General features: G+C 69.4%; 18 protein-coding genes. 3 read left to right on the forward strand and 15 right to left on the reverse strand.

Annotation, left to right across the window (positions count from 1 at the left end):
• Positions 1-178 precede the first annotated feature (178 nt).
• From LJ657_RS03565 to LJ657_RS03595, 7 genes are all read right to left on the reverse strand, one after another.
• The gene (locus LJ657_RS03565) at positions 179-1,867 is read right to left on the reverse strand and encodes a CocE/NonD family hydrolase (protein WP_232646689.1); all 1,689 of its coding nucleotides are present in this window, start codon (positions 1,865-1,867) and stop codon (positions 179-181) included.
• 58 nt (positions 1,868-1,925) lie between these two features.
• Positions 1,926-3,071: a serine hydrolase domain-containing protein gene (locus LJ657_RS03570; RefSeq protein WP_232646690.1), complete on the reverse strand. Its 1,146-nt coding sequence runs from the start codon at positions 3,069-3,071 to the stop codon at positions 1,926-1,928.
• Between the two features lies 1 nt (position 3,072).
• Positions 3,073-3,900, reverse strand: a complete 828-nt coding sequence (locus LJ657_RS03575) for an alpha/beta fold hydrolase (RefSeq protein WP_232646691.1) — start codon at positions 3,898-3,900, stop codon at positions 3,073-3,075.
• A 222-nt stretch (positions 3,901-4,122) separates the two neighbouring features.
• A complete protein-coding gene (locus LJ657_RS03580) occupies positions 4,123-5,139 on the reverse strand; it encodes an ABC transporter ATP-binding protein (protein ID WP_232646692.1) in 1,017 nt (338 codons plus the stop codon).
• A 1-nt stretch (position 5,140) separates the two neighbouring features.
• Positions 5,141-7,081 (reverse strand): dipeptide/oligopeptide/nickel ABC transporter permease/ATP-binding protein, encoded by a 1,941-nt coding sequence (locus LJ657_RS03585; RefSeq protein ID WP_232646693.1) that lies wholly within the window; start codon positions 7,079-7,081, stop codon positions 5,141-5,143.
• A gap of 8 nt (positions 7,082-7,089) precedes the next feature.
• Positions 7,090-8,124, reverse strand: a complete 1,035-nt coding sequence (locus tag LJ657_RS03590; protein WP_232646694.1) for an ABC transporter permease — start codon at positions 8,122-8,124, stop codon at positions 7,090-7,092.
• Positions 8,125-8,126: 2 nt separating this feature from the next.
• A complete protein-coding gene (locus LJ657_RS03595; protein WP_232646695.1) occupies positions 8,127-9,665 on the reverse strand; it encodes an ABC transporter substrate-binding protein in 1,539 nt (512 codons plus the stop codon).
• Positions 9,666-10,163: 498 nt separating this feature from the next.
• Here LJ657_RS03595 and LJ657_RS03600 point away from each other — a divergent pair, with 498 nt between their 5' ends.
• On the forward strand, positions 10,164-11,159 hold the full coding sequence (locus LJ657_RS03600; protein WP_232646696.1) for a LacI family DNA-binding transcriptional regulator: 996 nt from the start codon (positions 10,164-10,166) through the stop codon (positions 11,157-11,159).
• A 236-nt stretch (positions 11,160-11,395) separates the two neighbouring features.
• Entirely contained in the window at positions 11,396-12,715 is a 1,320-nt protein-coding gene (locus LJ657_RS03605; RefSeq protein ID WP_232646697.1) for a cytochrome P450, read from the forward strand.
• A 442-nt stretch (positions 12,716-13,157) separates the two neighbouring features.
• On the opposite strand, the gene LJ657_RS03610 is transcribed toward LJ657_RS03605, so the two are convergent.
• On the reverse strand, positions 13,158-14,834 hold the full coding sequence (locus tag LJ657_RS03610) for a CocE/NonD family hydrolase (protein ID WP_232646698.1): 1,677 nt from the start codon (positions 14,832-14,834) through the stop codon (positions 13,158-13,160).
• A gap of 137 nt (positions 14,835-14,971) precedes the next feature.
• Positions 14,972-15,679 carry an enoyl-CoA hydratase/isomerase family protein gene (locus tag LJ657_RS03615; protein ID WP_232646699.1) on the reverse strand — a complete coding sequence of 236 codons (708 nt, stop codon included), beginning with the start codon at positions 15,677-15,679 and terminating at the stop codon, positions 14,972-14,974.
• A gap of 220 nt (positions 15,680-15,899) precedes the next feature.
• Here LJ657_RS03615 and LJ657_RS03620 point away from each other — a divergent pair, with 220 nt between their 5' ends.
• Positions 15,900-18,317 carry a SpoIIE family protein phosphatase gene (locus LJ657_RS03620; protein WP_232646700.1) on the forward strand — a complete coding sequence of 806 codons (2,418 nt, stop codon included), beginning with the start codon at positions 15,900-15,902 and terminating at the stop codon, positions 18,315-18,317.
• Between the two features lie 182 nt (positions 18,318-18,499).
• Here LJ657_RS03620 and LJ657_RS03625 read toward each other — a convergent pair whose 3' ends face one another.
• From LJ657_RS03625 to LJ657_RS03650, 6 genes are all read right to left on the reverse strand, one after another.
• The gene (locus tag LJ657_RS03625; RefSeq protein ID WP_232646701.1) at positions 18,500-19,189 is read right to left on the reverse strand and encodes a TetR/AcrR family transcriptional regulator; all 690 of its coding nucleotides are present in this window, start codon (positions 19,187-19,189) and stop codon (positions 18,500-18,502) included.
• Between the two features lie 156 nt (positions 19,190-19,345).
• The gene (locus tag LJ657_RS03630) at positions 19,346-20,314 is read right to left on the reverse strand and encodes an NADPH:quinone oxidoreductase family protein (RefSeq protein ID WP_232646702.1); all 969 of its coding nucleotides are present in this window, start codon (positions 20,312-20,314) and stop codon (positions 19,346-19,348) included.
• Between the two features lie 134 nt (positions 20,315-20,448).
• Positions 20,449-21,207, reverse strand: a complete 759-nt coding sequence (locus LJ657_RS03635; RefSeq protein WP_232646703.1) for an SDR family oxidoreductase — start codon at positions 21,205-21,207, stop codon at positions 20,449-20,451.
• Complete coding sequence (locus tag LJ657_RS03640; protein WP_232646704.1) at positions 21,204-21,995, reverse strand: enoyl-CoA hydratase/isomerase family protein; 792 nt, start codon at positions 21,993-21,995, stop codon at positions 21,204-21,206. Before LJ657_RS03640 ends, LJ657_RS03635 begins: the two co-directional genes overlap by 4 nt.
• Positions 21,992-23,635 carry an AMP-binding protein gene (locus LJ657_RS03645; RefSeq protein ID WP_232646705.1) on the reverse strand — a complete coding sequence of 548 codons (1,644 nt, stop codon included), beginning with the start codon at positions 23,633-23,635 and terminating at the stop codon, positions 21,992-21,994. The genes LJ657_RS03640 and LJ657_RS03645 overlap by 4 nt, the downstream gene beginning before the upstream one ends.
• The gene (locus tag LJ657_RS03650) at positions 23,632-25,380 is read right to left on the reverse strand and encodes a CocE/NonD family hydrolase (RefSeq protein WP_232646706.1); all 1,749 of its coding nucleotides are present in this window, start codon (positions 25,378-25,380) and stop codon (positions 23,632-23,634) included. Before LJ657_RS03650 ends, LJ657_RS03645 begins: the two co-directional genes overlap by 4 nt.

Genomic DNA, 25,380 nt, shown 5'->3' on the forward strand with positions numbered 1-25,380 from the left:
CCCGTCACCGGCGACTTTGAGGAGGCGCGGCGTGTGGCCATGCGGCTCGTGGACGACACCGGCTACGACGCCGGCATGCTGGCCGACTCCTGGCGCCAGCAGCCGAACAGCCCTGCCTACTGGACCGAACTGACCCTCGATGAGCTTCCCGCGGCGCTGGCCGCGGCCGACCGTGTCATCACCTGGACGGCGTCGGCAGGAGCACGCGGGAGATCGCGCCGGTGTCGTGGTGGATGGTGTGCGTGCACGGCTCCAACTCGCTTCCGGTGCCGGGCGCTGCGCCGGTGCCCTCGTTACGTGCGTATCGGGGGTGGGAGCCACCGGCTATGAGCAGGCGGATCCGGTGTCCGGCCTTGACCTGGTGCGCGCAGGCGTCCAACCGCACACGCACGGTCTGCACCTGGTCGGGGGGCGAGGTGGGGTCCAGGCGGAGGAGTCCTTCGGCGAAGTTGCGGGACACGCCCTTGGGGTCGACGTCGCAGAGCCGCACGAAGACATCGGCGTGCGGGTTGCTCCTGCTGTGCGCCAGCTCGACGACGGGTGTTCCCATGATCTCCAGCGGCGCGGTCAACGGGTCAGTGGTGAAGGTGAGCACATCGGAGCGGCTCTCCAGAGCGGCGTTGTCCTTGGCGCCACCGCCGGGGACGAGCAGTGGACCACCGAGGGTCGGCGTGGGGTCCGCCGGGTCGTAGACGTACGTGGACGGCGCGCCGCTGCTCGGTTCGTCGGCCAGGAGCTTGCCGCCCGACTGCAGGTAGCGCACGGTCTCGCCGGCCTCCGGTGGCCATTCGGCCAGGTGTCGCCAGGCGCCCTGCCCGGTGAGGTACACCTCGACGGGGGGTGCGGAGCGTGGGTGTGCCGGCGCTTCGTCGGCAAGGTGCGTCTCCAGCCATTCGAGATTGGCGCGGAGCAGGCGCCCCATGCCCTTTTGGCCCAGTTCCTGGTGGGTCCAGGGGCCGATGGTGAGCGAGACCTCGACCCCGCGCGCACGCAGCGCCTGGTACTGGTGCAGGGTCTGATCGAGGAAGAGGTCCTGCCAGCCGGCGACGAGCCGCACCGGGACGTTCGCCCGCTGAAGGGCGTCGTCGAGTTTGAGCCGGTCCCACACGGGATCGTCGCGGTCCGGAGTCGTCAGCCATTCCCGGAACCACTGCGCGCGGTGCTCGGTCGCCTCGTCGGCCGCATCGGCCAGCGGGAGAGCGCCGTAGACCGGGGCCAGTCGCCGGTTCAGGGTCAGCAACCTGGTCACGCCCCGCAGCCCGGGGAACTTCTCCTGATGGACGACCATCTCCGCCCAGGGCAGGAAGTCGCCCAGGTGGAACGCTCCGCCTCCGTGAACCGCGTTGTGCATGTCGTGCGGTGCCACGGCGATCAAGCACGTGCGCAGCTCAGGGGGCGGGTCCATCAGCAGCGCCCACTGGGTCCAGCCCACATAGGACCCACCGGAGGTGGCGAGCCGCCCGTCGAACCACGGCTGGGTGCGCAACCATGCGACCGCGTCCTGGGCGTCATCGGCTTCGTTCGCCATCGGGTAGAAGGTTCCCGTGGAGCCGAACGTGCCGCGGCAGCTCTGAACGACGACGTGATATCCGTGGTCCGCGTACACCCTCGCCTCGAGGTCATGCGGAAAGCCGCGCCCGTAGGGCGTGCGCAGGAGGACGGTGCCCTTCGGTTGGCTGGTGTCGGGGGCGTAGTGGTCCGTCACCAGGAGGGCGCCGTCGCGGGCGGGGACCGGAAGGTTCCGCTCGACCTTGTAGCCGTGTCGGGTGCCCGGCAGCTGCATCAGGCGGGTCAGGACCCGGTCCGCCGCTCGGGCGGACCGGCTCGGGGGCGCCAATGTGGTGGGACGAGGAAGTGTCGTGGTCATGACCTGGTCTCTGGTTCTTCGGTGGACTGGTTCGGACGTGGTGTACCGAAGTCGGGCTTCACAGGCAGGCGTTCAGCGCGCGGCAGAGCGCGTTGGCCCGGTCGTCGGGCAGGCCACCGGGCTGTGCGGTCTGGTAGGCGAAGGCAATCTCTGATTCCAGGTGGGCGAAGCCCAGGCAGCCGCCGAGGCCGTCGTGGCCGAAGCTGCCGGGTCCGATCATCGGCCGGTGGGTGGAGCTGGTCATGAAGCCGGTGCCCCAGCCGCCGCCCGCGTCGGGGCCGACGAACGGACGGCCCTCGGAGCGCACCACTAGGGCGTCGCGGACGACGTCCGCGCCCAGCAACCTGACTCCGTCGACCTCGCCCACCGTGGCCGCGTACAGCCGTGCCAGGCTGCGGGCGTTCGTCACGAGATTGCCTGCCGGGATCTCTACCGAAAGCCACGCCTCGGTGTTGGCTTCCTGGGTGATGCGGGTGGCGTCGAAGACACCGCCCAGGCTGATGGAGCGTTCGATCATCGGTGCGCCGAGAGCTGCGGCCATCAGCGCGGCGGCCTCGGGGTCGGTGATGGGCAGTGGGTCCGCCAGGGGGTGGAAATCGGCTGACGCGGGGTCCGCGCCGTACGTCATCGTCAGGTTCAGGGGATCTGCCACGTGCTCGCGCAGCCACTGACCGGGGCGCAGTCCCGTCGCCCGGCGCAGCACCTCGCCGGCCAGCCAGCCGAAGGTGAGCGCGTGGTAGGCGTACGCGGTCCCCGGGGCCCAGGCCGGCGCCTGCCGGGCCAGCGTGTCCGCCACCGGCTGCCAGGCGCGCAGGTCCTCCACCGTCACATCCGCCTCGGGTGCCACCAGCCCGGCCCGGTGCGCGAGTAGCTGCCGTACCGTCGTCGCTTCCTTGCCGTTCTCGGCGAACTCCGGCCAGTACTTGGCCACCGGGGCGTCGAGGTCGATCAGGCCGCGCTCCGCGGCCATCAGCAGGCAGACGGTGGTGACGCCCTTGCTGACGGAGAAGACGACGGTGCGGGTGCCGGGTGTCCAGGCGCCCCGGGCGGTCTGCCCGGCCCAGATGTCCACCACCGGCGCTCCCTCGGCGTACACCACGCAGGAGGCGGCCGTGTCGCCGCGGTGCCGGAAGTTGTCGGCGAAGGCGTCCGCGATCGCCTCGAATCCGCTGGAGACGCGGCCTTCCATCTGTACTGCTGTCATGTCACGCACTCCCTCGTGCCGTGTTGTCCCGGATCTGGGTGATGATCTGAGGCCAGAGCGGACGGGGAAGCTCATGGCCCATTGCGCGGTGGACGGTCAGCTTCGAATCCGCGATCAGTTCGTGCATGGCCGTGGACCCACCGGGATCGATCAAGCGGTCGCCGTCGCCGTGCAGGATCGTGGTGGGCACGGTGATGCGGTGCAGGTGAGGCGTACGGTCGGGAGAGTTGTCGAGCGCCTCCACCTGACGCACGATGCCGTCGGGGTCGTAGTCCCGGTCGTACATCTGGCCGCCGAGTTCGCGCAGCCAGGCGATGTCCTGGGGGTATCCGGGTGAGGCGCACACCGCTTCGTTGTCCAGGTACAGGGCGATCGCCTCGTCGCGATCGCGGGCCCGGGGACGGTGGGTCCGCTCGTCGACCAGGTCGCGTCCGGCAATGAAATCCGTGCTGGGCGCCGTGTAGATCAGGGCGAGGGTCAGCACGCGCGTGGGGTGGTCGAGGGCGAGCTGCTGGGCGACCATGCCACCCATGGACTGTCCCACTATGTGCGCCGCGGGAATGTCGAGCGCGGTGAGGAGGCCCGCGGTGTCGTTCGCCATGTCGGCCAGGGTGTAGCCGCCTTGCGGGAACTTCTGCGACAGGCCGACGTCCCGGTTGTCGAAGCGGAGGACGTTGAAGCCGGCGTCGGCGAGTTGTCGGCACAGATCGGCGTGCCATCCGAGCATGTGGGCGCCGAGGCCCTGGATCAGCAGCAGCGGGGGGCGGCCGGGATCGCCGAAGGTGTCGTAGTTGAGCGACACCCCTGCGGGCGTGGTGACCATGGTCATGGAAGGTTCCGTTCCGTTATCGGATCGAGTGGATGCCCATGGCCGGCTGACCGGCGACCAGGGCGGACGCGCCGCTGACGAGGAACGCGAGCCGCGGCCGCCAAGCCCCTACGAGTGAGCCAGCGGTGGCCGGGGCCGTGAGCTGGGGCAGACCGGTGGGGACCTTGAGCCTCCGTCCGGGTCCGGCAGGCGGAGTGCGTGCGATGTGGGCGACGGCGTTGTTCAGCGCACGGAAGGCGTCGATGCGGCCGCCACTTCCGTCGGTGCGGTGCTGAGTTCTCGCCACCGGTGACAGGCGACGGTCGTGCCTGCCGGGGTCTGTTCGAGCGCCGGCCGTTCGGTGCGGCACAGCGGGGCCGCGTGTGGGCAGCGTGTGGCGAAGGGACATCCTGCGGCGGAGACGGGGCCGGTGTTGTCACCCGTGCGCACGCGTCGCAGGCGGCGTTCTGCCTGGCGCACCGGGTCCGGGACGGGCGCTGCTTCGAGCAGGGTCCTGGTGTAGGGGTGCATCGGCGCGGTGTAGACCGTGTCGGCGGGGCCCTGCTCCATGATCTGTCCGCGGTACAGGACCATGATGCGGTGCGAGAGGTGCCGGACGACGTCCAGGTCATGGGCCACGAACAGGTAGCCGAGGGCGAACTCGTCCTGTAGCTCCCGGAGGAGGTTGAGCACCTGGGCCTGGACCGAGAGGTCCAGGGCGCTGACCGGCTCGTCGCAGATCACCAGCCGTGGTTGTGCGACCAGAGCCCGGGCGATGGCGATGCGTTGCCGCTGGCCGCCGGAGAAGCTCGACGGGTAACGGTCCGCAGCGGTCGCGGGGAGTCCGACGCGCTCGAGCATGGTGATGACCCGGTTGCGGACCTCGTCCGTGGCCAGTTTCTCTGCCCGCAGCGACTCGCCGAGCGTCTGAGCGACGGTTCGGGTCGGGTTCAGGGAGCTGTACGGATCCTGGAAGATCACTTGCAGGTCGCGGCTGAGCGCACGGCGTCGCTTGTGGTCGGCCCGGGTGATGTCCTCGCCCGCGAACTCGATCTGACCGTCGGCCGACGACACCAGGCCCAGCACGGCCCGGCCGATGGTGGTCTTGCCGGAGCCTGATTCGCCCACGACGCCCAGCGTCTCCCGCTCGGCCACGGAGAAGCTCACCTGGTCGACGGCTCGCAGGACGGGTGAGCCGTGGCCGCGGCGGAAGTGCACCGACAGATCGCGGACTTCGAGGAGGTTCGTCTCGTCGTTCACGTCATGCACCTTCGATCTGGTGGGCGTAGAGGCAGCGGGCCTCGTGGAGGGCACCGATCTGGAGGAGGGGAATATTGCCGCTGCCGCACTGGTCGGTGGCGTGTGCGCATCTCGACTGGAAGTGGCAGCCCTGCGGCCACGAGCCCGGCATGGGGACCGCCCCCGGGATGGTGGGCAGCACCGCCGAGCTGTGCTGGTTGTGCGGGTTCGAGGCGAGCAGTGCCCGGGTGTAGGGGTGGTGTGGGTTGCCGAACAGCTCTTTCACGCCGGCGCGTTCGGCGACCTGGCCGGCGTACATCACCACGACCCGGTCGCACATGTCGGCGACCACGCCCAGGTCGTGGGTGACCAACATGATCGCCATGCCCCGGTCGCGCTGAAGCGTGCGCATCAGATCGAGGATCTCCACCTGGATGGTGACGTCGAGGGCGGTGGTCGGCTCGTCGGCGATCAGGAGCTTCGGTTCCCCGGCGAGGGCACGCGCGACGACGACGCGCTGGGCCATGCCGCCCGACAGCTCGTGCGGGTAGCGTCGAGCCACGAGATGGGGTTCGGGCAGCTGCACCTGTTCCAACAGCTCGACGGCGCGTCTCTTGGCCTTGGCACGGCTCATTCCGGTGTTGATCCGGACGGCTTCGGCGAGTTGCCAGCCGATCCGGAAGGCAGGATCGAGCGCGACCATCGGTTCCTGGGAGACGTAGCCGATCTCGGAACCGCGGACAGCCTGGAGTTCGGACTCCGACAGGGCCGCAAGGTCCCTGCCGTCGAAAAGGACGTGTCCGGAGTCGATCCGTCCGCCGCCGCCGAGCAGCGCGATGACGGCGAGAGCCGTCGTGGTCTTCCCGCAACCGGACTCTCCCACGACTCCGACGGTCTCTCCACGGGCGATGTCGAAGGTCACACCGTCGATCGCACGGATGGGGCCGGTGGGGGTGGCGTAGGACACCGTGAGGTCGCGGACCGAGAGCAGGCTGTCGTCGGTGCTCGCGGGAACGACGGCGGAAGCCCGCTTGGGCGCGCCTCGGCGCTTGTCGCCCAGCGGGAGGGCGGACTTCGCAGACCAGCCCTCCGTGCCGGCGTCTCTGACCGCGTCGCCCAGAAGTCCGAACGCCAGCACGGTCAGCGCGATCGCCAGGCCGGGCGGCCAGATCAGCCAGGGCTGCTGGAAGAGGGCGCCGACCCCGTCCGCGACCATCCCTCCCCAGCTCGGCTCGGGTGGGGCGGCGATGAGGGAGAGGAAGGCCAGCCCGGTCTGCACCAGCAGGGCAGCCGCCGCCAGCAGGGACGCCTGCACGACGATGGGTCCCATGACGCGCGGCAGCACGTGCCGGGTGATGATGTAGGTCCGCGACATGCCGGACACCCGGGCGGCGGCGACGTAGAGCTGTTCGCGCACCGGCAGTGTCGCGGCTCGTACTACGCGTACAAGACCCGGCGCGGCCAGGACACCGAGAGTAACCATTGCGGCTGTCACGCTCTGCGGGAAGACCGACAGCACGACGATGACCAGGATGATCGCCGGCAGCGACAGCACGAGATCTGCCAGCCAGGTGATCGCCCGGTCGATCTTGCCGCCGACGTAGCCGGCCACGAGCCCGATGGGGATGCCCAGCGCCAGGACGACCGCCATCGCCTCGACGACGCCGACCAGTGTGACCCGGGTGCCCACCAGCAGTCGCTGGAGAACGTCGCGGCCCAGGCTGTCGACGCCGAGGGGATGAGCGGCGCTCGGGCCGTGCAGGGCGGTTCCGAGATCGCCGGCCCTGTCGGTCCCGACGTGTGGCATCAGCATCGGGGCGACGACGGCGATCAGGACGAGGATCGCCAGGTATGCCAGGCACACGACAGCCAGTGGCCGTCGCATCAGGCGGCGCACGAAGCGGGGGTTCACGGCGGGTGACGCCGACACTTCGGCATCCGCCACCGTCTCTGTCACAGTCACGGTCACAGTCATGCTGTGCTCACTCTCGGGTTGAGCAGCCCATAGGCGAGATCGACCAACAGGTTGACGATGATGACCACCACGGTGAAGAACACCGCGACCGCCTGGACCGTCGGGATGTCGTGGGCCAGGGCCGAACCGACCACGAGCGAACCAAGGCCCGGCACGGAGAAGACGCTCTCGATGAGAACCGCGCCGCCCAGCAGGCCGATGGTCTGGACACCCAGGACGGTGACGACCGGGATGGCGGCGTTCTTGAGGGCATGCCGGTAGATCAGTGAGTTTCGGGAGACCCCGTTGGCGGCCGCCATCCTGATGTACTCGCTTCCGAGCACGTCGAGCATGGCTTCCCGGGTCTGCTTCAGGACGGCCGCGACGGAACCGAGGGAGAGTGCGGTCACCGGCAGCACCAGCGATCGGACCCACTCCTGGGGCGATTCAGTGAACGGCACGTACCCGAGCGCGGGGAACCACTCGAGCTTGATGGCGAAAACGACGACCAGCACGGAGCCGACCCAGAAGACCGGCAGTGCCCAGCCGAGGAGAGCGAGAGCGTCGACCGCCCTGCCGATCACCCCACCACGAACGGCACTGAACACGCCGAGGCCGACGCCGACCACGACGCTCACCAGCAGAGAGCCGACGATGAGTGACATGGTGACAGGCACCCGGCTCATGATCGATTCCAGGACCGGGGTGCCACTGGTGATCGAGTTGCCGAAGTCACCCGAGACCGCATGGCCCAGCCAGCGCCCGTACTGCTCGTAGACCGGGAGGTCGAGCCCCAGCTGCCGGCGCAGCGCTTCGTACTGTTCCGGTGTGCCACTGGTTCCGAGCATCTGCCGTGCGGCGTCTCCCGGGGTGAGCGACAGCAACAGGAAGTTGAAGCTCGACACGACCAGCAGCAAGGGGACCGCGGTCACCATGCGGCGGGTCAGCAGCGAGGTCAGCCCGCTGCTTCCGGCGCCGCGTCCACGGATGGCGCGCCCGCGAGGGGAGCGCGTGAGCGGCGCTCCGATCGCGTCAACCGACGTGTCGGCCATCGTCAGTTCTTCCATCCGAGGTCGGCGCCGAAGACCATCCAGGAGCCCTTCTTGACTCCGGTGATGTGCTCGTTCATGCCCCACGGGATGTGGTACTCGTAGATCGGCACGTTGAACGCCTGCTCGGTGACCAGGCTGTTCAGCTCTCTGAATGTGTTCGCTGCCTGGTCGCCCTGCTCCGTCTGCCCCTGCTGGTAGAGCGCGTCGATCTTGGCGTTCGAAGCACCGAAGGGGTTCATCGAGGCTTTGGGGGCGTACAGGAGCGAGTAGGCGATCGCCGTCGGGGAGGTGTCCGGTGTCCACTGCATCGCGGCGAACTTCTTCGAGAGCGCCTGCGGGATGAAGTCAGTGGTCGCCGGGGTGACCTTGACGTGGACGCCGATCTTTTCCCAGTCCTTCGCGACCGTCTGCATCGTCGGGTCGCCCCAGTTGCCGATGATGGACCCCGGGTCGACGACGTCCATGCTGAAGCCGTGCGGGAAGCCGGCCTGGGCGAGCAGCGCCTTCGCCTTCGCCGGATCGTAGGGGTAACGATTGTCCAGGGCCGGGTCGGTGTACTCGGTCTGGTACTGGGAGGTGGGCCGACCGTACTCGCCGACCATCGCCTTGGTGATCGGCTCACGGTCGACGGCGTAGTTCAGCGCCTGTCGCACCCGGACGTCGGCGAGCGGCTTGGTGGCTGTCCCGTTGCGGTCGGCGAGCGTCACCGCCACGGTGCCGCTGCGCCAGTGCATCACCTTCACGCCCGCCTTCTCCGCCGCGGGCGCGGTGGAGGAGTCCAGGTTGCCGAAGTCGATCTGCTTGGACTGGAACGCGCGCAGCATCGAGGAGGGGTTGGAGATGATCCGAACGGTCACCTTCTTGAAACGGACGGCCGACGGATCGTGGTAGTACTTGCTGGGCACGAGGGTGTAGTGGTCGCCTGTCACGGACTGGGCGGCATCCAGGACGTAGGGACCGACGCCGTAGGTGCCCTTCGCCAGGCTGGCGGGGTCGGCGACGGACTTGGGGCTCGAGAGGGCGCCCCGGTTTCCGTACTGGGACAGGAGCAGGGGCACGATCGCGGACGGCGTGGCGAGGTTGAGCCGGACCGTGTACTCGCCCTTCGTCTCGACGGAGGCGAGAGAGAGCGTGGAGGCGAAGGGCCCGGGCTGCTTCGCGAAGTAGTCCAGCCAGGTCTTGACCGCCGCCGCGTTCAGCGGACTTCCGTCGGTGAAGCGGATCCCCTTCTTCAGGGTGAACTCGAAGACCTTGTTCCCGTCTCCGACGTACTTGTAGTCGCTCACCAGAGCCGGGCTCGCGGTGTAGTCGGCGTTCATGTGGAACAGGGACTCGTTGGTCAGCGAACGCATCACGTTCGGCGCTCCGCCGCCGTCCTTGGCCGGGTCGAGCGTGGACGGCCCGAACGAGAGGCCGATACGCAGTTCGTTCGCGCTGGTGCGCGCCGATCCGTTCCCTCCCTGGCTGCCGGCGCCGCATGCTGTTGCGCCGAGCGCCAGCGCCGATGCGGCGAGCAGCGCGATCAATGGATTGCGGTTCATGCGTCTTCTCCTGGAAGTCTCAGCTGGGCCACGACTCGCGTGGGGACACGCGTGGGTCACATGTGTGGGGACTGCGAGCAGGCGTCGGCAGGTCGCTCGGTCGGGTGTCACGGCGAGTGCCTGACAGCCGCATCAGGTGCGGGTCAGGACCGGTCCGTCGGGCGAGCAGCCAGGCTCGGGGGCGTCGAAGCGGCGTGGCGCGGAAGTGCCGTGGTCATGAGACCGGACCGGCGGCGGACGCGACGCGGCCGGGGCTCGTGTCGGTGCTGACGGGGATCGTGTCGTCCATGACAGATCTCTCTTCATGTGGATCCACCCCATCGGCACGTACGAAGACGGTGATCATCTGGGGGTGGGCGGCTCGGGCAGAACGGGTGCGGGGCGTCGTCCCCTACAGGCCATTACGGCTACCTATGCGGCGATCTAATACGTATTAGATCCGCTGGTTGCCGTACCGTAGCCTGTGCGTGAAGGCGTGGCAAGAGGTTGGGAGGGGCATTGCCAAGGGTCACCAGCAAGGACGTGGCGCGAGAGGCCGGGGTCTCCCAGACCACCGTGAGCTTCGTGCTCAACGGCAAGGACGAGCACGGCCTCTCCGCGGAGACCCGCCGTCGCGTGCTGGAGACGGCGAAGCGCCTCGGCTACGTACCGTCAGGGGCCGGCCGAGCGCTGCGCAAGGGCCGCAGCAAGGTCGTGCTCTGCGTGGTTCCGGACTTCCCCGTCGCCGAGGCCATGGAGCAGTTCAAACTGGCCCTCGGCCGATCACTGGGCGAGGCCGGTTACACCTGCGTGTACCTGCACCACGCCGGGACCACGACGCCGCTGGCCGAGCTGTGGCAGCACGTGCAGCCGGCGGTGGTCGTCGCGTTCGGCAGCCTGTCCCCCGACGACACGCAGTCACTGCATCGAGCGGAAATCCCCCTGATCGACGGCGTGTTCACACCGGACGGCACCCACCTGACCGGACTGAGCCAGGAAGACATCGGACGCCTGCAGATCGAGCACCTCGCGGCACGCGGGCACCGGCACATCGGCTACGCCGCGCTGGACGACCCCCGAGAGCGCCCCTTCTGCCGACCGCGCCTGCGGGGAGCCACCCGGGCCTGCAGCGACCTGGGCCTGCCCGCGCCGCAGGTGGTCAGCATGCGCTACTCCCGGGACAGTGCCCGGAACGCCGTCGCGGAGTGGACGCAGGGCGCCACCCCGGTCACAGCAGTCGCCGCCTTCAACGATCTGGCAGCTCTTGCCGTCCTGGCCAGTTGCCGCATACAGCACATCGTGGTTCCGGACGACCTGGCGCTCATCGGCGTCGACGACCTCCCCATGAGCTCGCTCGCCGTACCGGCCCTCACCACCATCCGGATGGACCTCACCGCAGCAGCCGACAATCTCGCCTCAAGCGTCCTCTCGACGGTCGGCGCTCAGCCCCCGACTGCGCCGAGCGGACCCGACGCGGCCGACATCCTCGCCATCGTCCCGCGTGAGACGACGTAGCCGACCGGCGAGAACATTGATGCCCTGCTCCCCTCGCTGCGACGCCTCGTCGAGGGTGGTGCCGGGCAGTGAGAGCCCATGTCGCTCGCTCGCTTGCCTTCCACATCGTGCGCGGCTGACGACCGGAGCGGAGGCGGTAGTTGACGCAGTGCGGCTGTCAGGACTCCAGCGCGTGGTCGAGTGATGAGGCGCACACTGCGCCGGGGGCTGTGTGCGCGGCGTGTTAGCGTCCGGCCGTGATTTCCCCGGCATCGCATGCCTCCGTACCCGACAGCGCGATTGTCGGCACCGGCCTGGGGGGCTGCCCCGCGGCGCTCGGCGCCCGTGACCCGCTCGGCGTGCTCGATCTGTTCAGCGACGACTTCGTCCGTGACCCGTATCCCTGGCTGGCTGCCCTACGGTCCGAGTCTCCGGTGCACCACGACGCCGCCACCGGGCTGTGGCTGGTCAGCCGTTACGACGATGTGCGCCGGGTACTGCTCGATGCGGCCGTGTTCCATCCGGACAACGCCCTGCGCGCCGTCACCCCTTTGCCGGTCGCCGTGCTGCGGGTTCTCGCCCGGGCCGGCTTCACACTCCCACCCGCGCTCGCCAACAACGGCACCCCCAGCCACGCCGGACTGCGCCGCGTGGTGACCCGGTTCTTCAACGCCGAGCGCGTCACCGCAGCCGTACCGATGATCCGGCGCGTCGCCGAGGAGTTGCTCGAAAGAGCGCGCTCGGAGCTCGACGCCACCAGCCGCTGCGAGCTGTTCACCTCGTTCGCCCAGGTTCTGCCTTGCCGGGTGCTGATGGAACTCCTCGGCATCGACGGGGTTGCCCCTGCCACCCTGATTCGCTGGAGTGATGCGTCGCTGGAGCTGTTCTGGGGCAGGCCCGCACTGGAAAGGCAACTGGAACTGGCGGAGTCCGTCGGGGAGTTCCATCAGTGGCTGACCGACACGGTGCGCGGCGGCACTGCCCCGCCCAGCTCGTTCGTCGGGGCGTTGGCCCGCCACCGTCTGCCGGGCGGCGAGCCGCTGGACGCCGAGACCGCGGTGGCCGCCTGCTTCTTCGTCTTCATCGCGGGCCAGTCCACCACCGGGCAACTCCTCGCCACAGTGCTGCAGCGCGGGCTCACCGAGCCCGGCCTGTGGCAGCGCGTGGCTCGGCAGACGGGTCTGGCCGAGGCCTGGGTGGAGGAGGTGCTGCGTCGCGAACCGCCGGTCACCACCTGGCGCCGGATCACCGCGCGTGCGACGGAAGTGGGCGGCGTGAGCCTCCCGGCGGGTGCCCAGTTGCTGCTGATGCTGCAGGGCAGCGGATCCGACCCGGAGATCTTCCCCGACCCGGAGCGGATGCGTCCGCACCGGACGAACATCCGCCACCACCTCGCGTTCGGCGTCGGCCGTCATCGCTGCCCGGGAGCGTCCCTGGCACGCACAGAGGCGGCAGTGGCCCTGCGGGCAGCGGCCGATCGCCTGCCGGAAGTGCGGCTGGAGCAGGGTGGGACCGAATCACCCATGCTGGATCTGCTGTCCTTCCGGGCACCCCTGCGCGTCACCGTCCTTCGGTGAACCCGGCAGCCCGCCGTGTGACTTTCGCGTGGTGCGTGACGTCCGCCGGGATGCGGGTAGGAGCCCGACGAACGGTGTCCGAGGCCCACTCCTCGGGCAGGGACAGGCGCCATTGCAGAACACGTGACCCGGTCGGCCTTCTGGCCGTTGCAGCAGCGCCCCGCCGGCACCTGGTACTCCGTGTCCTCCAGCGTGTGCGTGATGCCGTCGAGTAGGTCGGGGGAGGACGGATTGCGGATGTCGGCAGCATCATGTGGTGTGGGTAGCCCGCGCAGGGTCCGGCTCCCGCCTGCGGCCGACAGGCGAGTTCGTCGATCGCGCGCCGCACTTTGGCCGCGTCTCGGGACCGGCCCCGTCACCAGGCCGTTCGCGCACCACCTTGGTGGCCGCCACTGATGAAGGACCGGGAGGCCGGGCCTCCCGGTCCTTCACTTCGCACCGGTCAGTCGGCGACGATGGGGAGCCGGATGTGTGACGGCCGTGAGCGGTCGTGGAAGATGCGCTGCTGGGCGACGCGCGCGGTCGTCCCTTCGGTCACCGGTTCGCCGGTGTTGAGGTTGCGGTCCCAGCGCGGGAAGTTGCTGGAGGTCACCTGGACGCGGATGCGGTGCCCCGCCTTGAACACGTTCGACGTGGACCACAGGTCGACCTCGATCTCGTCGATGCGCGACGGGTCGGTCTTCACGCGGGTGATGCCGTCGACGATGTTGCGGGACACCCCGCTCTCGTCGACGTCGCACAGGCGGACCACCCAGTCCGTGGACGGACCGTCCGTTGCCGCGAAGAGCGTGGCATATACGTGCCCGGTGACCTCGACGTCGGCCTCCAGCGGTGGCGTGGTGAACACGAGCACATCGTCACGCTCTTCGGTGACGCGCTGATCGAAGGCGCCTGCGGGGAACTCGCTCGACATGACGAGGTTGCCGCCACGGGTGATCACAGGGTCGGCTGGATCGTAGGTGAAGTCCGACTCGGCGTTCTCGTCGGTCGGCGACTCCCAGGACAGGGTCGCGTCTTCGCCCAGATAGAGGGCGGTATCCCTCGCGCGAGCGAGTGGCCAGTCCTCTTCGAGGCGCCACTGGTTGACACCCATCACGAAAATCATCACACCTGACTCATGGGCCGACGTCGCGGGTCCGTCCTTGAGCCAGTGGTCCAGCCATTCGAGATGGACATCCGTTAGGGGCTTGCCGAACGGGCCCGCTGCCGCGAGACCGAAGTTGACCTCTCCGACCTTGCCCGGACCGAGGGTGTCACTCACCGTAAGGGCGTGGTGCCACGGACCGACGATGAGCCGGGCGACGCGGCCGTGAGCGCGCATGCCGATGTAGTTGTCGAGGCTGCCCTGCCCGAAGATGTCGTACCAGCCCGCGATGTTCAGGCTGGGCAGTTCCAGCTTGGCGTAGTGATCGGAGACACGTGACTCGGCGAGGGTCGCCGGGTCGGCGAGCGCGCGGGTGACTCCGAGGTCGGGCTGACCTGTGCGGACGATCAACGGCAGGTTTCCGGACGGCAGCCCCCAGTAGCCGACGGTAGCCAAATCGTCGATATCAGCCATGGCCGCGCCGATCCTGCCCATCAGCTCCTCGACCGGGAGCCCTTCCTTCGGGTACTGCCCCAGCGCGGTGACAGCACCCCAGAGCGCGTTGACGCCCAGCTCGATCGCACCACCACGGAAGAGCAGACCGTCTGCCGGGTCCGCCCACGTGATGGACGGTGTGATCGCAACCAGGTGCGGGGCGCCGGAGATCGCGGCGCTCCATTGGGTGGACCCGAGATAGCTCCCGCCGACCATGCCCACCTTGCCGTTACTGCCCGGCAGGGACGCGGCCCACTCGATCGTGTCGTACCCGTCCTCCCGCTCGTACTTCCAGGGCACCCACTCACCGTCGGAGACGGCCCGCCCACGGGTGTCCTGGTTGACGACGATGTACCCGTTCCGCGCGGCGAGCCGGAAATCGAGCAACACATCCGCGACCGAGACCGACTTGTCATACGGCGTGCGCTGCACGATGACGGGAAACAGGCCCTCACCTGCCGGGCGGTAGACATCCGCTCGCAACACGGTGCCGTCCCGCATCGGCACGGGAACGTCGAACTCAATCTCGATCTGGCGCATGTGTCTCCTTTGACAGGGGGCTGAACTGTTGGCAGCCAGCCCGTATGGCGCGTTGTGTGGGGGCCCGCATTCCGAACATGGCGGGGATCGACGGGGATCGGCGGACGGAGGATCCGATGCCGAGCCAGCCGTCGACGTCAAGGACGACGCCGGTGACGTAGCCGGCGGCGGGTGAGCAGAGGTGGCGGCGGCTTCGGCGATGTCCATGGGGTCGCCGGTGTGGCGCAGCGGCACCTTGGAGACGCTTCAAAGCGGTCTTCTCGGGATTCGCGGCCTCGGCGAAGATCTCGGCGACGCGCAGAACGGGCGTCAGCGCCCTGTCCGGGCTCGACGACCTCGTGCAGCCACCGGGTATCGAGGAATCGCTCGGCGGGAAGCAGCTCGCCGGAGAGGGCGAGCCATCGGCCCAGCGAATCGCCCAGCTTGCGGCGCATTCGCACTGCCGACCCAGCGCCAGGCACCAGATGGTTGCGGATGTGCCCGTCGCCGATCAGCGTGCCTGGCTCCGTGACGACGGCGTCGCACGCCAGCGCGATCTCCAGACCACTCGCGACGGCCTGACCGTGCAGTACCGCGACCACCGGATGCGCGCTGCGCTCAAGGCGGCGGGTCAGGTCGGAGACGGTGCGCAGGAACGGCACCGGCGGCGCGCCCGCCTCGGCCAGAGCCGGCAGGTGCTGCAGGTCCGCACCGGCGCAGAAGCTCGGACCCGACCCGGTGACCAGGACCGCGCTGGTCGAGGTATCCCTTTCGGCCTCGGTCAGTGCGGCGGTGAGTGCGTCGGCGAGAGGGGCGTTGAGCGCATTGCGCGACCTCGACGAACTCATTGACCCGTGCGCCGGCACGCTCGGCGCTTCTGGTCGGCTGCGGGTCCATGCCCCCTCCTCGGGTACGCTTCACGGTACTCAATAATCAGCTAACGTACCCGCCTCGGAGGCGAGGCTCAAGGGGGAAGCCGTCGGCATTGAACATCTCGTGATGCGCGCTGTCCCAGTGCAGCCCTCGCAGGGTCCTGCCTGAGTCGCACATACTGGGCGTAGCCTCACCAGGCGATGGGAGCGAGAGATGAGTGCCTCCTACCAGCATGTCGGCCCTGATCTGTCCTTGCCGGACGGCGTGGCGACGGCCCTGCTGGACGAGGAGGGGGTCGTGTTGCGCTGGTCCAGGACGGCCGTCGACATGCTGGACCGGACGGCAGCGGAGGTCTGCGGAAAGCCGGTCGGGTACCTGCTCGCGGACGGCTCCGCGGGTTGCCGGGCCGGGCACGGCAAGGTCGTCATGCCTGCGGCGGGCCGGGCGGTACTGCGGCACCGTTCGGGCGGCGTGGTTGAGGTCGACTTCCGGGCGCTGCCGCTGGAAGCGTGCACCGAGATCTTCGTTCTCGCGGTTCCCAGCGGCTCTGTGACCACGTCGGAACAGGACTCGGCCCTCGGACGGGCGCTGCTCGCCCAGGACCGGATCGGGGTCGGCATCCATGACATGGATCTGAAGCTGGTGCGGACCAATATCACGCCCGGGATGTTCCCCAGCGCCGCTTTGCCGCTGGGGGGACGGCCGGCGGACGTGATGTCCCCGCCGCACGCGGCGCTGCGCCGGGTGCTGGAGACGGGGGTGCCGCTGATCGGGCACGAGCAGCCGATGCGCTCTCCGCAGGTTCCGGGGCGGCAGGAGTGCGTCTCCCTGTCAGCCGTCCGTCTCGAAGACGCCCAGGGAAACCCGACCGGGGTGGCCGTGCTGTACACCGACGCCGAGGAAGAGCGGCGCTCCCGCCGCCGGCTCGAGGTGTTCCACCAGGCCGCCCGGATCGGCGGTTCCCTCGACGTCAACCAGACTGCCCAGGACTTGGCGCACGTCCTGGTCCCCGCCCTCGGGGACCTGGCCTGGGTGGATCTCGCCGAGGCCGTCCTGCTGGGGGACGAGCCCCCCAAGATCCTCGGCGGATATCTGAACCTACGCCGGGTAGCGGTGGCTGCGGGCTCCGCTCCCTACCCCGCCACGCTCCTCCAGCCGGGAGCGGCGATTCCCCGGATACCGGAAGGGGCCCATCTGCGGCGCTACCAGCGCGGTGAGGCCGTCATCATCGACCGGGAGACGATGAGAAACATACTCAGAGACGACCCGGAAGCGTTCCGGCTGCTCACCCCTAAGGACGGGCACTCGTCCCTCTGGGCTCCGATGTTCGCGCGCGGTCTCGTGCTCGGCAACGTCGCGATGTGGCGTACCGAGCGGCCCGAGCCCTTCGACGAGGACGACGCGGCCTTGCTGGCTGAGCTCGCCTCCAGGGCCGCGATCAGCGTGGACAACGCCCGCCGCTACACCCGCGAGCGCCGGGTGGCCGTGGCCCTGCAGCAGCGCCTGCTGCCGCGCGCCACCACCGACACCCCGGCGGCCCAGACCGCAGGTTTCTACCTGCCCGCCGGCGGCGGAGCCGAGATCGGCGGCGACTGGTTCGACGTGATCCCACTGCCCTCGCTGCGAACCGCCTTCGTCGTGGGCGACGTCGTCGGCCACGGCCTGCACGCCACCGCCACCATGGGCCGCCTGCGCACCGCCGTCCAAACCCTGGCCGACCTGGAACTCGAGCCCACGGAACTGCTCACCCGTCTCGACGGCCTCGTCGCCCGGCTCTCCGCCGAGGCCGCTCCGGAACACCGGGACAGCGTCGGCGCCACCTGCCTGTACGCCGTCTACGACCCCATCGACTGCCGCTGCACCCTGGCCAGCGCCGGCCACCCGCCCCCCGTCCTGCTCCGGACCGACGGAACCACACACGTGCTCAAGGTCTCCCCAGGACCCCCGCTCGGCGTCGGCGCCATGCCCTTCGAGACCACCACCGTCGACCTTGAACCCGGCAGCGTCCTGGCTCTGTACACCGACGGGCTGACCACACGCGACAGCCAAGACCCGGATGTGGCTCTCCGGCACCTGAGCGACCGCCTGCCCGCGTACTACCTCCCGGAACGCTCCCTGGACGGTACCGGCCACGCCCTGTTGGCAGACGCCGACGACCCCCCGCCCCGCGACGACATCGCCCTGCTCCTCGCCCGAACCCGCGCCCTGCCGGCAGAGGCCGTCGCCGCCTGGGAATTCCCCGCCGATCCCGCCATCGTTGCCGACGCCCGAGAGGCAGCCATGCGCCAGCTGGCTGCGTGGGGGCTGGAAGAGACCGCCTTCACCACTGAACTCGTCGTCAGCGAACTCGTCACGAATGCCGTCCGCTACGGCGGGGGACCCATCGGCCTGCGTCTCATCCGCGACGAGGTGCTCGTCTGCGAAGTCACCGACTCCAGCAACACCCAACCCCGCCTGCGCCGCGCCCGCACCACCGACGAAGGCGGCCGCGGCCTCTTCATGGTCGCCCAGCTCACCACACGCTGGGGCAGCCGCTACGGCCAGACCGGAAAGACAATCTGGGCCGAACAACCCCTCGAAGCCCCAGACATCGGTCAGCTCGCGGATCTGCCGCAGAACACTCCGGTCTGACACTCGGGGGCGTGTCGACTGAACGGCGATGTCTCACATTCGGTGGTGACGGAGTGTGCCGTTATCGGAGGAGGGTGCGCTGGCGAAGGCGAGTGAAGCCTGCTCGTCCGTGCATCTGGCGCGATCCGGTTGGTTTTGGTGTTGACGCGGTCGTTGGCCGACACAGGGAACGGAACGGGTCCCTACCTGGGCGCCGAGATCTGGTCCCTGGGCGAGCGCACAGCCGTGGAAGGAGGCGCGGATGCGCCCGGTTCCGAACTGAGCCCGTCCAGCAGGAGGTCACCGAGTTCGGAGAAGGCGTCGCCGGCGGTCAGGCCGGTGCTCTCCAAGAGGACCCCCGACTGAACCGCATCGATGGTGACGGCCACGACCTGGGCCGCGAAGTGCCCGTTGAGCGCGCGGAAGACGCCGGCCTGCACGCCCTCCTCGATCAGTTCGTGGACCCGGTGCGCAGCGGCGGCGGAGTTCGTGCGGTAGATCTGTGCGGTCGGTTCGTAGCCGACCATGTCGTCGTAGAAGGCGTGGGAGTGCCGGCGCATGGCCGTGCCGACGCCGGTGAGATAGACGCGGATGCGTTGCCTGGGGTCGGGCTCGGCCTGGACAGCCTGTTCGATCTCGGCTGTCGCGTCCCGGAAGAAGGCGCGGGTGACCGCCAGGACCAGCTGTTCCTTCGTGGAGGCGAGGCTGTACAGCGTGGCCTTGGAGCACCCCAGTCGCTGGGCGAGCTCGTCCATGGTCACCGCGGTGAAGCCTTCGGTCAGGATGATCGCCTCGGTTTGGCGCAGCAGTTCGTCCCGCCGGTGTGTGTCGACGACCCGTCTGCGCGCCGTTCGGCGTGGGCGTCGGTCACGCGAGTCAGTTTGGGCCGTCACCGCAGCAGTCTCCCATGAGCGTCTCCGCCTGAAGCGGCGGGTGGCCGTCCGGGCCGGAAGGCCACCCCAACCAATGGGTACTAGCGTATCGCCTGACGTACCCAGGCTTGGTGGCAAGTCCCTGGGGGTGCGGTGCCTGACGATTCCGAGGTGTCCTCAGGTACGGACCTGCAGCAGTGTCCGGCCGAGGGCTTCTCGCCGGTCCAGGTGCTTCAGCGCGGCCGACGCCTGTTCCAGGGGGAAAACGGACGAGATGGGCGGGTCCAGTCGGCCGGACTTCAGCAAGGGCCACAGTTCGTGCCAGTAGACGCGGGCGGCTTCCGGGTCCTGCCGCCAGTACTCGTCCATCCCGACTCCGAGCACAGAGGTGTTGGTCAGCAGCAGACGATTCACTTTGACCGTGGGGATGCCCCGGCCCGCGAATCCCAGGACGAGGAGGCGTCCCCCGCCGTGCCGTAGCGCACGAAGCGAGTCGGGGAAGCGATCGCCGCCGACGGGGTCGATCACCAGGTCGACGCCTCGGCCGTTGGTGAGGGTCCTGACCTCGTCGAGAAATCCGCCGACACGTACGACCTCGTGTGCTCCTGCCGACCTGGCCAGTTCGGCCTTCTCGTCGGTGGACACGACCGCGATGACGCGTGCGCCGTACGCCGCGGCCAGCTGGCAGGCCGCGCTGCCCACTCCGCCCGCGGCGCCGTGGACGAGGACGACCTCGCCAGGGCGGAGAGCGCCCCGGTGCATGAGGGCGAAATGTGCGGTCAGGTAGTTCAGGGGCAGGGCCGCGCCACGGCGGGTGTCGACGTTGTCCGGGAGAGGAAAGACCATCGATGCGTCGACGGCGGCTGTCTGGGCGAAGCCACCGGTGACCGGCAGCGCTGCGACGCGGTCACCGGCACGGAATCCGGCACCGTCCGTGCGGACCGTTCCGGACATTTCCCAGCCGGGGATGAACGGCAGTTCGGGACGCGTCTGGTACTCCCCGCGAGTCTGCAGGAGGTCTGGGAAGACCACGCCCGCCCATTCGACGTCGATGAGGACCTGGCCCTCTTGGACCTCCGGCTCCGGGAGCTCTCGTACGACCAGGGCGTCAGGACCCTCGAAAGCGGTGACGATTACACCCTGCATCTATACCTCCCGGCCCCAAGGACCATCGAGACCACTACGTGCTCGCATTGTCACTACGGCCCGGCGAGTGTGGTCGGGCCGGGCGACGCAGGCTGACGGGCTGGTGATCACCTGTTCCTCCGCCGGGTTCGTGGTTACCGGATGGAGGATCCGATGGAGATGCCGCCGTCGACGTCGAGGACGATGCCGGTGATGTAGCCGGCGGCTTCGCTGGCGAGGAAGGCCGCGGCTTCGGCGATGTCCTCGGGCCTGCCGGTGTGGCGCATCGGGACCTTGTTGGTGAGTTTGTCGCGTGCGGGGCCGTTCATGGAGGCGAGCATGGGTGTCTCGATGAGGCCGGGGGCGATGGCGTTGGCGGTGATGCCGTGGCGGGCGCCTTCGAGGGCGAGGGTGCGGGTGATGCCGACGATGCCGGCCTTGGCGGCCACGTAGTTGGTCTGGCCGAAGTTCCCGCGCCATGACATGGACGAGAAGCTGACGATGCGTCCGTAGCCCTGGCGTTTCATGGTGCCGAACGCGGCGCGGGCGCAGTGGAAGCCGCCGGTGAGGCTGACGTCGATGACGGCGTGCCAGTCGTCGTCGGTGATGTCCTCGACGCGGTTGTCGCGGATGATGCCGGCGTTGTTGATCAGCACGTCGAGGCGGCCGAGTTCGTCGGTGACGCCGGTGATCCAGGCGTTGACCTGGGCGGAGTCGGTCACGTCCACCACGTCGGTGCGGAGTTTCGCGTCGTGGGCGTCGGTGATGGTCCGGGCGGCGTCGGTGAGGGCCTGTGCGTTGACGTCGGCCAGCGCGACGGTGGCGCCCTCGGCGGCGAAGCGGGTCGCCATGGCGAGGCCGAGGCCTTGTGCGGCGCCGGTGATGGCGACGACGCGTCCGTGGTAGCGGTTCACGTGGTGTCTGCTTTCGTGGTCCGGGGTGCGAGGAAGGCCCGCAGGGCGTCGGCCACCGAGCTCGCCGACCAGTTGTCTGCGAAGGTGGCCAGTTCCTCGCACAGAGCGTGCTCGGGGGCGGCCCCGTCGATCCGGTGCAGCAGCGTCTTGAGCCGGTGCTGGGCCGGGCTGCTTTGGTCGGCCAGTTGCCGGCAGATGCGGGTTGCGGTGGCGTCGAGGTCGGCTGCGGGCACGATCGCCCGGATCCAGCCGGTGTGCGCGAAGGCGGTCGCGGGCAGCAGTTCGCCGGTGAGCAGGAGCCAGCGCGAGAGTCCGCGTCCAACCGCACCGGGAAGCCGGACGCTTGACCCGCCGGCCGGTACCAGCCGCCGCATGACGTGGCCGTCGCCGATGAGCGTGGTGTCGGCGGCGACGACGACATCGCAGGCCAGCGCGAGTTCGAGGCCGCCGGCGACGGCGTGACCGTGCAGCACGGCGACCCAGGGTTTCGGGCTGGCCGCGATGCGGCTGAAGCAGGCCGACACGTCGGTCAGGAAGTCGACCGGGTTGTCGCCCCGCTCGTGCAGCTGGAGGAACTGGTGGAAGTCCCCGCCGGCACAGAAACTCGGCCCGTTGCCGGCCACGGCGATGACCGCGGTGCCGGGGTCGGCCTCGGCGCTGGTGATCTGCTTGTCCAGGGCCTCGATGAGAGCGGCGTTGAGGGCGTTGCGCCGCTCGGGGCGGTTGAGCAGCAGCCACCGGACGGTGCCGCGTTGCTCGACGAGGAGGGGGTCCGTGTCGGTGGTCACTGTGCCTCTCGGCTGGAGAGTTCGGTGCGCCGGCGGCTGCGCAGCAGGTAGCGCTGGGTCTTGCCGCTGGGCGTCTTGGGCAGGGCGTCGATGAAGTGGATGGTGCGCGGGTAGGCGTGGGCGGCGTAGCGGGTCTTGACCAGCAGCTGGAGCTCGGTGGCCAGGTCCGGGGAGGCGTCGTGGTCCTCGCGCAGGACGACGTACGCCTCGATGACCTCGCCGCGGACCTCGTCGGGTGCGCCGATGACACTGCACTCGGCGACGGCGGAGTGCTGGGCCAGGACGCTCTCGATCTCGAACGGGCCGATCCGGTAACCGGCCATGATGATGACGTCGTCGTCGCGGGAGGAGAAGAAGAAGTCGCCGTCGGCGTCGACGCGCCCGGCGTCGCCGGTGAGGTAGTAGCGGCCGTCGGGGGTGAACTTGGAAGCGCTCTGCCCGGGGATCTGGTAGTCGCGGAACGTCATGAGCGGGCTCGCCGTGACGTCGATCGCGACCCGGCCCAGCACGCCCGGTCCGGCGGGCTCGTCCTTCTCGTCGGCCAGGACGGTCAGGCTCCAGCCGGGTACCGGCCGGCCCATCGATCCGGTCTTGAGGGGGCGGGCGAGTTCGCTGTGGTGGTGGTTGGCCAGGGGCATGCCGACCTCGGTCTGGCCGAAGTGGTCGTGCACGGCCAGGCCGAGCGCCGTACCGGCCCATTCGTTGACCTCGGGGGTCAGGGGCTCGCCCGCGCTGGACGCCCGCTCCAGCCGCAGCCCCTGCGGCACCGGCACCGACGAGGAGCGCAGTCCCCGGTACACGGTCGGGGCGGCGGCGAAGTCGGTGACCCGGTGGTCGACGAGGGTGCGCCAGGTCGTCTCCGGGGAGAATCCGCCGGACAGCAGCAGGCTGGGGATGCCGGCGGCCATCGGGGCGACGATTGCCGAGTACAGGCCGTAAGCCCAGCCGGGGTCAGCGGCGCACCAGTAGCTGCTGTCCCGGGTGACACCGAGGCCGTACTCCAGGTAGACCTGCCATCCGGCGATGTAGGAGACGGGGTGGATGACTCCCTTGGGCTTGCCGGTGGTGCCGGAGGTGAACATGTGCACCAGGGGTCCGTCCCCGCTGGTGGTGACGGCGGGCACCGGCTCCGGTGACGCGGTGGCGATGAGGTCGGGCAGCGACACGTCGCCGTGCTGTGCGCCGCTTCCGGTGACGACGACGCGGCGCCGGGGGTCGTCCGGCATGTCGGGGCCGGGGTCGAGTTTGTGGCGCTGGTCCGGGTCGACGACCACGACGTGCGCACCGGAGCCTTCCAGGCGCAGGGCGATGGCCTGGGGCGCGAACGCGGTGAACAGCGGGACGTAGACCGCGCCGAGCCGCCAGATCGCCAGGATGACGGTGACCAGGTCGGTGCCCTTGCCCATCAGGGTCGCCACCCGGTCACCCGGACCGACCCCGAGCCCCTGCAGCGCCCGCGCACAGCGGTGCGAGTCCGCGGCGAGATCGCCGAAGGTCAGAGCGGAAGCCTTGCCGTCGCTGTCGACCACGGTGATCGCGACGCGGTCGGCGGGGTGTCGGTCGCACAGCAGCCATGCCACGTCGAGGGAGGGTGCCGTGAATGTCGCGTTCAGTTCGGTGACTCGGTCGGCGGCGCTCACTGCTGGTCCTTCCGGTCGATGATCGGCAGGACCAGACGGCTGGGGTGGCTCGGCCCGTGATGGATGTGGTTGACCGCGGGAATCATCTGCTCCTCGCTCTCGCGGGCGATGACGCCGCCGGTGTTGGTGTTGCGGTCGTAGCGGGGGAAGTTGCTGCTGGAGACGTCCACGCGGATGCGGTGACCGGGAAGGAACACATTCGAGGTGGCGGTCATGTCGATGGTGATCTCGTAGACCGTGCCGGGTTCCATGAGTTCTTCCGTGGCGAGGCCGCCCCGGTAGCGGGCGCGCAGGATCCCGTCGCACAGGTTGATCGCCTTGCCGTCGGGGAAGACGTCGACGAGCTTGGCGGTGAAGTCGGTGTCCACCGCCGAGGAGGAGACGAACAGGGTGAGGCTGACCGGACCGGTGACCTCGACAGCCTCGTCGAGTACGGGCGTTGCGAAGCACAGGACGTCTTCGCGGCCGGCGACGGTCCGCTGGTCGACCGGGCCGCAGAATCCCGGGGTCGTCGGCATGGACGCCCCGCCGGCCGAGGGAACCGGGCGGCGCGGGTCGTAGAGGTAGGTCTCGTGCCCGGCGCCGGCAGGCGCCTCGGTCGTCAACACCCCGTCGCCGTCTGCGGTGTTGGCGTGGCCGGCGCTCGTGAGGTGGAAGTCGGTCCACCTCGTGTCGGGCAGCGGCCACTCCTGCTCATCACGCCACTGGTCGATGCCCATGACGAAGATCTTCACCGGCGCCAAGCCGTCCAGAGCGGTGGTGTCGCCCCGCAGCCAGCGGTCGAAGAACTTCAGCTGCAAGTCGCCCAGGCCCACCATCTGGGCGCTGGCCAGCGGACCGAAGGAACGGTCGCGGTAGACGCCTGTCGAGGAGGGGTCGTGGTCCCACGGACCGATGATCAGCCGCTGCCCCTCACGCGCCTGCGCACTGCCTGCCTGCCTACAGGCGGTCGTGTAGGTGCGCAGGGTCTGCCCGATGTAGAGGTCGTACCAGCCGCCGATGTTCAGCGCCGGGGCAGTGACGTTCTTGAGCTCGGACGTGAGCTCCATGGCGTCCCAGTACCCGTCGTGGGAGGGGTGGGACATCCAGTCGTCCCACCACTTCCCGTACGCCGCCAGGACCGGCACCTCCGCCGTCGGCAGCACATCGTTGAGAGACTCGTGGGACAGCACCGCCTGACCGAGCTCCTGCAGCTGGGACAGGGTGTCCTCGCCGGCCGCCAGGGAGCGCTGTGCGTCGGCCGCGTACATCATGGCATTCCACAGCGTGACCAGGCTCAGTGAGAGGGCACCGCCCGCGGAGTACCAGGGCGCCTCGTAGTTGTCGATCGAGGTGAAGGTCGGCGCGATCGCCTTGAGAGCCGGGGCGCCGGTCACGGCGGTTTCCCACTGGACCATCCCGCCGTAGGAAGCCCCGTACATGCCCACCGTGCCATCCGACCACGGCTGGTCGGCTATCCAGGCGACGGTGTCCTCGCCGTCGTTTCGGTCCGCCAGATGGGGAACGAACTCGCCTTCCGAGCGGTGGGTGCCCCGGCAGTCCTGCACCACCAGCGCGTAGCCGGCTTCCAGCAGAGTCCCGAGGTTGGGCATGGAGGCAAAGCTGATGCCCAACAGGTCCTTGCCGTACGGCAGGCGCACGAGCAGCGCCGGAGCCTTGCCCTCGACCGGATGCCACACGTTGGCGGCCAGGGCTACGCCGTCACGCATCGGAACTTGGACATCTATCTCGTACAGGTGCTGCAT

The sequence above is a fragment of the Streptomyces guryensis genome (genome assembly GCF_021261325.1).
In the GTDB taxonomy this organism is placed as follows: Bacteria; Actinomycetota; Actinomycetes; order Streptomycetales; family Streptomycetaceae; genus Streptomyces; species Streptomyces guryensis.

What these genes read in the sequence shown, in the direction of transcription:
- LJ657_RS03565 (WP_232646689.1), bottom strand. Translation starts at nt 1,867, where the DNA reads ATGACCACGACACTTCCTCGTCCCACCACATTGGCGCCCCCGAGCCGG.
- LJ657_RS03570 (WP_232646690.1), bottom strand. Translation starts at nt 3,071, where the DNA reads ATGACAGCAGTACAGATGGAAGGCCGCGTCTCCAGCGGATTCGAGGCG.
- LJ657_RS03575 (WP_232646691.1), bottom strand. Translation starts at nt 3,900, where the DNA reads ATGACCATGGTCACCACGCCCGCAGGGGTGTCGCTCAACTACGACACC.
- LJ657_RS03590 (WP_232646694.1), bottom strand. Translation starts at nt 8,124, where the DNA reads ATGGCCGACACGTCGGTTGACGCGATCGGAGCGCCGCTCACGCGCTCC.
- LJ657_RS03595 (WP_232646695.1), bottom strand. Translation starts at nt 9,665, where the DNA reads ATGAACCGCAATCCATTGATCGCGCTGCTCGCCGCATCGGCGCTGGCG.
- LJ657_RS03610 (WP_232646698.1), bottom strand. Translation starts at nt 14,834, where the DNA reads ATGCGCCAGATCGAGATTGAGTTCGACGTTCCCGTGCCGATGCGGGAC.
- LJ657_RS03620 (WP_232646700.1), top strand. Translation starts at nt 15,900, where the DNA reads ATGAGTGCCTCCTACCAGCATGTCGGCCCTGATCTGTCCTTGCCGGAC.
- LJ657_RS03630 (WP_232646702.1), bottom strand. Translation starts at nt 20,314, where the DNA reads ATGCAGGGTGTAATCGTCACCGCTTTCGAGGGTCCTGACGCCCTGGTC.
- LJ657_RS03650 (WP_232646706.1), bottom strand. Translation starts at nt 25,380, where the DNA reads ATGCAGCACCTGTACGAGATAGATGTCCAAGTTCCGATGCGTGACGGC.